The following is a 9,310-nucleotide window of genomic DNA, read 5'->3' as shown; positions in this document are numbered from 1 at the left end:
AAGACGAAGGCTGAGCGGGAGCAACCTACGGCGTAAGAAGCCCCCTGAGAACGAGCCGGAGGCGAAGTTCGAAGGGCAGGAGTTATCCACGCGAGGGTTGCCCGAGGGAGCGGTTCGCATAGCAGCGGACTGCTCTTTTTCTGTCTGAAAAAGGTAAACAACGTAGAGGGAATCTGAAGATTGTCTTGGATAGCCTGGGAATATAATTCACGTGATGCCCGTCTATACGGACTCTACCACATAGTCATTGCCTCCTTGGTGGATTTTGTGTGGTAACTTAATTTTACCGATGGCATTAGACTATGTCTATTTTTATTCAATTGAATTTGCGAAACTTATTATTCGTTATCCAACAATTTGCTGATGCCCTGACCGGCTCGATGGACGATCGTCCAGCCGGTCTTTTTTTGTACAAAAAGTGATCTGCCTCCGATCGCCAAAGGCTCAAGGTCATGACTAAATGTAATAAATATGTTGACAGCAAGGCACACTCCTGCTATAGTAACGTTGTTAGATGAAATGATCTATGTTACATCTGAGAAAGCGGGTGAAGGAACCGGTTTCAGGAGGGATCACGGATCAGAATCATTGACGAACAGGAGGAATATCTGATGTACATATATTATCCGGATATGCTCATGATGAACGGTTCGAAAATGAGCTTTGAGGAGAAAATCTCCGTACTGTGGGAGCAGCTGGCCAGTGCGGACGCAGTTGTGATCGGTGCGGGAAGCGGGTTGTCCACCGCAGCGGGGTATACCTATTCCGGAGACCGGTTCCGGAAATATTTCGCCGATTTTGAAGCGAAGTACGGATTCAAGGATATGTATTCCGGCGGTTTCTATCCGTATGAAACGATAGAAGAATTCTGGGGATACTGGTGCCGGTACATCTGGATTAACCGCTATGCTCCGGTTCCGTCGGACCTCTATGGGAGGCTGCTCGAACTGGTGAAGGACAAAGATTACTTCGTGCTGACGACCAATGTGGATCATTGCTTTCAGAGGAGCGGATTCGATAAGAAGCAGCTTTTCTATACCCAGGGGGATTACGGTCTGTTCCAGAGCTGTTCGCCCGGCGGTGCATCGAAAGGCAGGACCTACGATAACGAAGAGATGATCCGGAAGATGGTTCTCTCGGAAGGGTACCGGATCGGGGATCATGGAGAACTGATTGTTCCGGAAAGTGCTGAGATCAGTATGAGGGTGCCGTCCGACCTGGTTCCTGTCTGTCCGGACGACGGCAATCTGATGACTACCAATCTTCGCTGTGATGAGACTTTCGTGGAGGACGGGGGCTGGCATCAGGCGGCGGAGCGGTATCAGGATTTCCTGCGCCGGCATAAACGGCTTCGTGTTCTGTATCTGGAACTGGGGGTCGGAATGAACACACCGGTCATCATCAAATTCCCTTTCTGGAAGAAGACGGAGCAGAACCCGAATGCCTTCTACGCCTGCGTCAATCTGGGGGAGGCGGGCTGCAGCCGGGAGATTGCAGACCGGAGTGTCTGTATCGATCAGGGAATCGGAGAGGTAATCGGCGCGCTGGGCGTTTGAAAATATCATTTGATTTCTGATGACGGCCGGATTCCCGGATCCGTGAGAGATAAGGAGGAGACTGTATGAATGAGAACGAATTGATCGCACAGCTTCATTTTCTGATCAATTGTCTGAAAGCTGAAATGCCGGAGTATGCGGCATATGGCCTGCCGGATGATGTGGAACAGTTATTTAATCTGTATCGGGCGCTCTGCAATGTCCGGATGCCGTCCGGGGATACCGGACATACCCTGCCGGATGACTTCTACAGGGTGCAGTCGGAAGTCCTGAAGAGCATCACAGCGGAAAAGGGAATCACGGATGCGGCGGAGCTTCCGGCGAGCGGACAGGATGGCCGCCTTTGTCTCTGGCAGGGAGATATCACCACACTGAAGGCAGATGGGATTGTGAATGCCGCCAACGCACAGATGCTCGGCTGCTTCTCACCGCTGCATGGCTGCATCGACAACATGATTCATACCATGGCAGGGGTCGAGCTGCGGGAGAAGTGTTATCAGATCATGAAGGCACAGGGGCGCAAAGAACCGACCGGCACGGCGAAAATCACGCCGGGGTACAATCTTCCTGCCGGATATGTGATTCATACGGTGGGGCCGGTTGTGTCAGGATGGCTTACCGAAGAAGATGAGGAATTGCTGGCCTCCAGCTACCGGTCGGTACTTTCTCTTGCGTCCGCATATCAGCTGGAATCGGTGGCATTCTGCTGCATTTCCACCGGGATATTCCATTTTCCCCAGGAAAGGGCGGCGGAAATCGCCGTGCGTACGGTGAGAAGCTGGCTCGATGCACATCCGGACGCATCGGTTCACCGCGTCATTTTCAATGTGTTTAAGGACAGCGACCGGGATATTTACAGGAAGGTTCTGTCTGCTGGTCATTCATGTGACGGAAGGGACAAAGAAAAAGATTTGGATTAGTTGCTGCAGCAAACGGCAGAGTAGCTAATGCGGAAAATATCTTCTCGGCGGCGAAGAACTGACGCTGAATGACAGAGGCGAAAGCGTTATCTCCTATGCGGATTATGCCATTGCGATGGTTGACGAAATCGAAAAAGGAAATCATATTCAGCAGAGAATTTCTGTTGTCAGAGCTTAATCGGTAACCCCGAAGTATGATAAAATAAAATCTCCAGAGAAATAAATTTCAGGCTTCCGGCAGCGGCCGGGAGCCTTCTCGCGATGAGGAACAGAAGGAAAATATATCATGCAGATTTCAACTAAATTTACAATAGCCATTCACATTCTGGCAGCCGCAGAGTACTTCGGGAAAGATGAGAAGGTGACCAGCGGCCTTCTTGCTTCCAGCATCGGGAGCAATCCGGTGATTATCCGGAATCTCATGTCCGACTTGAGAAATGCCGGGCTGATTGAAATCAAAAGAGGGCCGGGGGGCATCGCAATCACCAGACCGCTGGATCAGATCACGTTCTATGACGTGTATGAAGCCGTGGAGAAGAACAAGGAAGATTTGTTCCACTTCCATGAGAGTTCGAATCCGCTGTGCCCGGTGGGGAGGAATATCCATGCGGCTCTCTACGGTAAGCTGCAGGATGTACAGAAAGATTTTGAGGACAGTTTGAAAGAGAAAAAGCTCAGTGATGTGATCTCTGATCTTTACAAAGAAATAGAGAATGCGGGATGATCAACTCGTGGCAAGGAAAAAAATGATTGAAATTGTCGGCCGGGAAGAGTAGAATGGAGTTAAGTTAGAAAAGGCTAACCAAGATTAGAAGTGGTAAATAAACGGTTTGGGTAAATGATGCAATCCTGCATGCGAAACTGCAGCGGCAGATCGGGAGGATTACCGTGGGACTCTTGAAGAAGTATTTCAATCAGACACGAAAGCCGGAGGGGAAACTCGGCCGGCTGATGATCTCCGGAATGAATTCCGGGCATGCGAAACTGACCGACTGGGGATTCAAACAGCTTCCGGAAATTCCGGTGAAGAAAGCCGTTGACCTCGGCTGCGGCGGAGGACGAAGTGTTTCTCTGCTCCTTGAAAAATTCCCGGGAAGTCATGTGACGGGGGTTGACTATTCTCCCCTTTCCGTGGATAAGGCGAGGGAGTATAACCGGGACGAAATAGATGCGGGATGCTGCACGATCATGCAGGGGGATGTTTCTTCTCTTGATTTGCCGAAGGAAACTTATGACCTTGCTACGGCGTTTGAAACGATCTATTTCTGGCCCGGACTCGACCGGTGTTTCAACCAGGTGGCCGGTATCCTGAAACCGGGAGGATGGTTTATGATATGCAATGAATCCGATGGGACAGACGCCTCTTCCCTTAAATATGAGAAAATCATTGACGGAATGAAGATCTATACTGCGCAGGAAATGGAAGCTGCCCTTGAGAAGGCGGGATTTACAGAGGTCAGAACGAATCATCACGGTTCGAAATCGTGGATGTGTGTCCTCGCAATGAATCCGGCATAACCATATACCACCCGAGGCCTCTCACGGGAGGCCTCGGAAAATCAGAACTCTTTCCTTTCCATGATTCGGATACTCCACAGATAGCACCCGAGGCTGCCAGCAGATTCCCGCCGGCAATCAGAATGAGGAGGATAGCGGGAGGCAGAGCCGATAGAAGGTGAACCAGTCTGCCTTTCTCCGATACAGTACAGAATTGCTGCGATGCACCATGCTGCTGCAGTACAAATCAGGATGAACAGGTATTTTTCTCTGACATATGTTTTCCGGTCAACCGGCAGTGTCATCTTTCAACGACAATGCCCGGATAATTATCAATATAGAACTGTTTTTCGTTTGTCAGGCACGCATATCCGAAAGGCTCTTTCTGCGTTCTCAGAAGATATTCTTTGTCAAGCTTTTCGTACACATCATCATGGACCTTCAGGACGGCATAATCGCTGAGGATGATGTCGGTGTCTCCGTTTTCTCTGTCCCGCTCAGTTCAGAAGCCTCTCTGCCGCTGATCGAAATGTGTCCTGCGTCCGGACGGATCGGCCCGAGAATTGCCTTGATGATCGTGCTCTTCCCGACCCCGTTCTTCCCGGCAATGCCTGTAACGGTGCCGTCCGGTACCTCCATGGAGACGTGAAGGCGGAAATCACCGTAGTTTTTCACAGGATTATCAACCTTAACCATCAGTCGCCCTTCCATATGATCCTTACGATATCTATCACGTCGTCCCTGGTGAATCCGACCGACTTCGCCTTCTGAACGGCGGCTGCGAAGCTGTCTTCCACAGACATCCTTCGCGCTTCCAGGGCAAGCTGCCTGTTCGTCGCAGCAACGCAGGTGCCCTTCCCGTGCACAGTGGTGACAAAGCCTTCTTCCTCCAGGCGGTCGCAGGCCTTTTTCACGGTCAGAGCGCTGATTTCGAGCGGATTGATCTATAATACGATATAGATAAGAGTAATTAATCGTTGAAATAGAAAAGTATTATAATTATAATTAATAAAAAGGATATGTCAGAAGGATTGAATTGCGAAAATTCTGTGATATCCTCAGGAGAATTAGTTGTCGGATTTACTTATGCTTGCAGCACGGTGCATACCATGTTGCATTTCGAGGAGGGCATAGAAAACATGAACAGAAGCCTCGCATAAGCATTCGGTTAAGCGCAGTTGTTCTTGCGCTGCTCATGGTCGTGATGTTTATGCCAACCAGTGTGATGGCGGAAGGAAACTTTGATACAGGAGGCGGAACGTCCGCAGCGGAACTGCAGTCCGGGTCGGACCAGGAATCCGGCGGCTCTGAAGCGGGCAGCGGAAATAACTCCGGTGAAGCCGAGGAAGGACAGCAGACTGATTCAGAAGTGGCGCAGCCATCTGAAGTGAAAACAGAGACACCTGCAGAAACTACAGGGAAGACCGGGGACGATGTGGGGGAATCTTCCAATAATGTGACCCCGGACATTCCGAAAGATTGGTCTCGTTCGAAATCCAAGACTGCGACGAATCTGGACAGCAAGTTCAATTCGACCATAACACTTTCTGTGCCGTCTGCAGAAGTGCCGATCGCTACAGATGTCGTTTTTGTCCTGGACAAGTCAACCAGCGCCGATGTTAAGGACAGTATTATCGGTATGCTCTCCGACTTGCAAGAGAGTATTGACAACAGCGGAGCGACAGTGAAGGTTGGCGTTGTGGTCTTCAACAAAGAAGCCAAACAAGTGCTTCCACTGACCAAGCTGACAAAGGACAACGAAGGTTTCATAGAGAATGCGGTTAACAGCAAACTAGAATCCGGAACGAATCTTCATGCAGGAATTCTCGCCGGGACGAAAATGCTGGATGAGGATTCATCCGTCGATAACGGCCGGAAATATCTGATCCTCGTCAGCGACGGAATTACTTACATGTATAATTCCAAGCCAACCGCAATCAATTCGGAAAACGGCGACCGGACCAACGCAGTCGCAGGCCCGGACAGCTGGAGCGTGAAATATGATTCGGATGAGGTGAAGGAGAGGTGGGATTCCTATCTCGGGAAAGCGAAGGAACAGATCGAAGCTGACGGGAGTAAGTACGATATACCATATGGAACCGGGACGTATTCTGACGGGAAATACATTTCCTATAACACTCGTGCGTATCATGCGATGACGGTGGACAAAGCGCTCTACAAGTCCTATGTGGCTTATGCAGATGCGGCATCCAAATATCACACCTATGCACTGACTGCAGAGTCTGGAAAGGGGAGCCAGTTCCAATGGGGTCCATCCTTCATGAGGTATCTGAACGAAGGTGTGAGCAGGAATGAGGGAAGCATCGATTTCAATATCATCAAGAAGGAAATTTACTATGTTGTCGGAAGCGGAAGTTCCATCACAGATGTCATTGGTTATGGAACCGACGACCACAGAAATGATTATGACTTCCAGTTCGTTAATGATATTGACAAGATCAAGATCGTTTATGGAGGGAAAGAACTCGAGAAGGAAGAAATCAGGGCGAACACATACGGCTTCGGACCGGACAGCTCGTGTGAGGGGAAATATAAGTTTGTCCTGCGTTATCATCCGGAAGGAACAGGGAATACCAGCGAGGAACAGTTTACCGTATCTTGCAATGTTCCTGTTACATTGAAGGATAAACTCCAGATTGTTTACGACGTTCATCTGAACGATCCGCAGACTGCATCCGGAACGTATGGAAAGTATGACAAGGATGGCTCCAAAGGGTATGACTCCCTGAAGACAAACAAAGAAGCGGTTCTCCATCCAATCGATTCGAATGGGAAGGAACTGACGGCGGAAAAGTTCCCGGAACCGACAGTAAGTTATACCGTGTCCCCGGCTCCGGTTACACCGGTAACCCCGGATGCGCCGGCCGCCACCCTCTCCGTCCGAAAGGTCTGGAAACTGGACGACGGCGGAACGAAACCGGCATCGATCAATGTGGTGATCACGAGAAACGGCAGGGCATACACGGAAACACTGTCCGACGCAAACAACTGGACATATACAGAGACCGTGAACACGACGGACGTTATCACGGTGACGGAAGGTGCCATCGACGGATTTAGAGCCAGCATGGACATCAGCGGCTTTGACTTCACTATCACGAACGATGATGCGGCACCGGATGAGCCGGACGAGCCGGTGATCCCGGATAAACCATCGAAACCGACCAAGCCGTCGAATGGAAGCACGCCTAATACGGCAGCCACGAAGCCGGCCGCAGTTTCCGCCAAGGGACCGAAGACCGGAGACGACTGCAATGTCCTGCTCTACGGCGGAATCTTCGCATTGGCGGCGGCAGGAGTCGCAGTGATCATCTGGAGACGACGCAGGGCGGCGAAATAACACAGTAATGAAACGCTTAGGATGACCGAAAATCCGGCGCTTGACTGATCAATCGTCAGAGACAATTCCTGAAGGCCTGCATCGGAGAGGGGCAGCTTCCCGGACGACGAGCATCGTTCGGGGGCGGCCCCCCTTTTTCGGCCTGCGGATGGCAATGACGAAGAAAAAGATTGGTGTACAGCAGGATTGCTGCAGCATCTCCTTGCGCCAGGGGGTCTTTTCTGCTATGATGATTAGGCAAAGCTAACTGCGCGGCGGTTTATTTTATTTTTTTCGCACATGGTTAGTCGTAACTAATTTTAGAAACGGAGGTAAATCCTTTGCTGGAGAAAGCGATTGTGGAGCACTGCGCACCGACCCTGGCAGGGCTGAAGACCGGAAATATATTTTCTTTGAAAAACTGCGGAAAGGATCTCACGCCGGAGATCCGGGCGCTGAATACAATTCTTGTGAAGAGGGGGCTGCGACTGATTCCTTTGAGACGGACGCAGGAGAGCATCCTGATTTATCTGTACCGTCCGGAGGATCTCTGCTCGGATCTTGTATTTCCTGATGCGGAGCGTATTCTGGAGGAGAAAGGATATCCCTGCGGGAAACCGGGGTTCTGTATTGTGGAGTTAATCCGCCGGCTGGTTACGGAAAGTGCGTTTCCCCATGAGATCGGTCTCTTTCTCGGTTATCCGCCGTCTGATGTGAGGCAGTTCATCAACAGTCCCTGGGACGGGGTGAAGTGCGTGGGCTGCTGGAAAGCCTACGGGAACGAAGCGGAAGCTGTTAGAACGTTTGCCCGGTTCAGGAAATGTACGGAATCCTATCGCCGGGCAGTGAGAAGAGGGGTTCCCCTGGAAAAACTGATTGTGGACACCCGAAATGGCAGGAGGATGGAAGCGCCCCTGTAAATGTCGGACCGTCTTGAGATGATTTATGGAAAAGAAGTTACTATGAAATTTATAAGTGACTTACAATGTCGTTAGTATCTTGCTTCCGGATGTTCAATCTCATAGAGTAAGTATGTCGTATCAAGGGATTGTGAATAGTGGAGGTAACGATGATGAATGGAAATGTTGTGCAATCGTTGAAAACGAATATATAAGGCTGGTTGAGGGAATATGGAATATCAAAGGAAATTGGACAAGGACATCCGCTGTCCGTTGGAGTACGGAATGGATCTGTTCGGCGGAAATCCTATGACGAAATACCGCCCAGAGTGGAATGTTCTCTGACGGAGAAGGGAAAGTCCGTTGTTCCGATTCTGCAAAGTATCTGTGAATGGGCCGGCATGTTTTACAAAGAAAGTAATGATTTGACAATGATCCAGTGCCGGAAGAATGATCGAAATGGTGAAAGAAAAATATAAGAATTACCTCTACATTGAAATCATGCCGGAAGAAAGAAAAAATGCCGCATTAGATAGGTGGCCATAAAACAGTAGCCCACGAAAATTACTGATATATGGCATCTGTCTGACAGGGTTGGAAAACATGAACCAGGCATCATTGAGATGAAAATCTTGATGATGCCTGGTTTTTCCTATAAACGATAGATTCCCTTTTGTTAAATCAAAATACATTTTAGGATACAGTATCTATATTATTTAGTTTCACAACAAAGATAATGCAATAGCATAAAATTCTGTTGTGATTGTGAGATTGCTATTGAGAACGTCGAAAAAAAGATTATAATGTAAGTAACACATTTCTGTGGGGAGATACACATGAAAGTTAGCTATAAAAAGCTGTGGATACTATGTGCCGAGAAAGAAATAACCCGTGCTGAGTTGAGAAAGAAAGCAGGGCTTTCTTCTGCTACCTTCACAAAGTTAGGTAAAAATCAGGAAGTAAACCTATCTGTTTTACTGCGTATTGCGGAGGTAATGGATTGTAACGCTGGAGACATGATGGACTTTATCAAAGAAAGTAATTCTGCAGCTATAGATCCGAAAGAATGATAGCAGGATTGAGGTGATCATACATGCC

General features: G+C 49.2%; 11 protein-coding genes. 8 read left to right on the top strand and 3 right to left on the bottom strand.

The window, feature by feature from the left end:
- Nucleotides 1–611: 611 nt before the first annotated feature.
- The 4 genes from BLQ24_RS06180 (at nt 612) to BLQ24_RS06160 (ending at nt 3,994) form a co-directional block, all read left to right on the top strand.
- Nucleotides 612–1,556: an SIR2 family NAD-dependent protein deacylase gene (locus BLQ24_RS06180; RefSeq protein WP_242869604.1), complete on the top strand. Its 945-nt coding sequence runs from the start codon at nt 612–614 to the stop codon at nt 1,554–1,556.
- A gap of 65 nt (nt 1,557–1,621) precedes the next feature.
- Nucleotides 1,622–2,476 (top strand): protein-ADP-ribose hydrolase, encoded by an 855-nt coding sequence (locus tag BLQ24_RS06175; RefSeq protein ID WP_090163747.1) that lies wholly within the window; start codon nt 1,622–1,624, stop codon nt 2,474–2,476.
- A gap of 286 nt (nt 2,477–2,762) precedes the next feature.
- On the top strand, nt 2,763–3,200 hold the full coding sequence (locus BLQ24_RS06165) for an Rrf2 family transcriptional regulator (RefSeq protein ID WP_090163745.1): 438 nt from the start codon (nt 2,763–2,765) through the stop codon (nt 3,198–3,200).
- Between the two features lie 164 nt (nt 3,201–3,364).
- Nucleotides 3,365–3,994 carry a class I SAM-dependent DNA methyltransferase gene (locus tag BLQ24_RS06160; protein ID WP_090163743.1) on the top strand — a complete coding sequence of 210 codons (630 nt, stop codon included), beginning with the start codon at nt 3,365–3,367 and terminating at the stop codon, nt 3,992–3,994.
- Between the two features lie 41 nt (nt 3,995–4,035).
- Here BLQ24_RS06160 and BLQ24_RS10525 read toward each other — a convergent pair whose 3' ends face one another.
- The 3 genes from BLQ24_RS10525 to BLQ24_RS10560 all read right to left on the bottom strand — a co-directional run bounded on the left by BLQ24_RS10525 (nt 4,036) and on the right by BLQ24_RS10560 (nt 4,887).
- Nucleotides 4,036–4,278 carry an ABC-2 transporter permease gene (locus BLQ24_RS10525; protein WP_090163741.1) on the bottom strand — a complete coding sequence of 81 codons (243 nt, stop codon included), beginning with the start codon at nt 4,276–4,278 and terminating at the stop codon, nt 4,036–4,038.
- Nucleotides 4,279–4,414: 136 nt separating this feature from the next.
- Nucleotides 4,415–4,669 (bottom strand): ATP-binding cassette domain-containing protein, encoded by a 255-nt coding sequence (locus tag BLQ24_RS10495; protein ID WP_336433264.1) that lies wholly within the window; start codon nt 4,667–4,669, stop codon nt 4,415–4,417.
- The gene (locus tag BLQ24_RS10560; RefSeq protein ID WP_090163740.1) at nt 4,669–4,887 is read right to left on the bottom strand and encodes a GntR family transcriptional regulator; all 219 of its coding nucleotides are present in this window, start codon (nt 4,885–4,887) and stop codon (nt 4,669–4,671) included. Before BLQ24_RS10560 ends, BLQ24_RS10495 begins: the two co-directional genes overlap by 1 nt.
- Nucleotides 4,888–5,183: 296 nt before the next feature.
- Between BLQ24_RS10560 and BLQ24_RS06140 the strand changes: the two genes are divergently transcribed.
- The 4 genes from BLQ24_RS06140 (at nt 5,184) to BLQ24_RS06125 (ending at nt 9,282) form a co-directional block, all read left to right on the top strand.
- Complete coding sequence (locus BLQ24_RS06140) at nt 5,184–7,334, top strand: VWA domain-containing protein (RefSeq protein WP_176755875.1); 2,151 nt, start codon at nt 5,184–5,186, stop codon at nt 7,332–7,334.
- Nucleotides 7,335–7,654: 320 nt separating this feature from the next.
- On the top strand, nt 7,655–8,233 hold the full coding sequence (locus BLQ24_RS06135) for a DUF3793 family protein (RefSeq protein WP_242869603.1): 579 nt from the start codon (nt 7,655–7,657) through the stop codon (nt 8,231–8,233).
- A gap of 308 nt (nt 8,234–8,541) precedes the next feature.
- Nucleotides 8,542–8,691, top strand: coding sequence for a winged helix-turn-helix transcriptional regulator (locus BLQ24_RS10490; RefSeq protein WP_336433265.1), 150 nt, complete (start codon nt 8,542–8,544; stop codon nt 8,689–8,691).
- A 357-nt stretch (nt 8,692–9,048) separates the two neighbouring features.
- Nucleotides 9,049–9,282, top strand: a complete 234-nt coding sequence (locus BLQ24_RS06125) for a helix-turn-helix domain-containing protein (protein ID WP_090163736.1) — start codon at nt 9,049–9,051, stop codon at nt 9,280–9,282.
- The last annotated feature ends 28 nt before the right edge of the window (nt 9,283–9,310 follow it).

It is taken from the genome of Eubacterium pyruvativorans, assembly GCF_900102225.1.
Taxonomy (GTDB): Bacteria; Bacillota; Clostridia; order Peptostreptococcales; family Anaerovoracaceae; genus Aminicella; species Aminicella pyruvativorans.
The sequence above is the reverse complement of the archived record's forward strand: the minus strand, read 5'-3'. Positions and strand labels throughout refer to the sequence as shown.

Coding starts and splice junctions, on each gene's coding strand:
- BLQ24_RS10495 (WP_336433264.1), bottom strand. CDS start 4,669: ATGGTTAAGGTTGATAATCCTGTGAAAAACTACGGTGATTTCCGCCTT.
- BLQ24_RS06125 (WP_090163736.1), top strand. CDS start 9,049: ATGAAAGTTAGCTATAAAAAGCTGTGGATACTATGTGCCGAGAAAGAA.
- BLQ24_RS10525 (WP_090163741.1), bottom strand. CDS start 4,278: ATGACACTGCCGGTTGACCGGAAAACATATGTCAGAGAAAAATACCTG.
- BLQ24_RS06165 (WP_090163745.1), top strand. CDS start 2,763: ATGCAGATTTCAACTAAATTTACAATAGCCATTCACATTCTGGCAGCC.
- BLQ24_RS06140 (WP_176755875.1), top strand. CDS start 5,184: ATGCCAACCAGTGTGATGGCGGAAGGAAACTTTGATACAGGAGGCGGA.
- BLQ24_RS06175 (WP_090163747.1), top strand. CDS start 1,622: ATGAATGAGAACGAATTGATCGCACAGCTTCATTTTCTGATCAATTGT.
- BLQ24_RS06180 (WP_242869604.1), top strand. CDS start 612: ATGTACATATATTATCCGGATATGCTCATGATGAACGGTTCGAAAATG.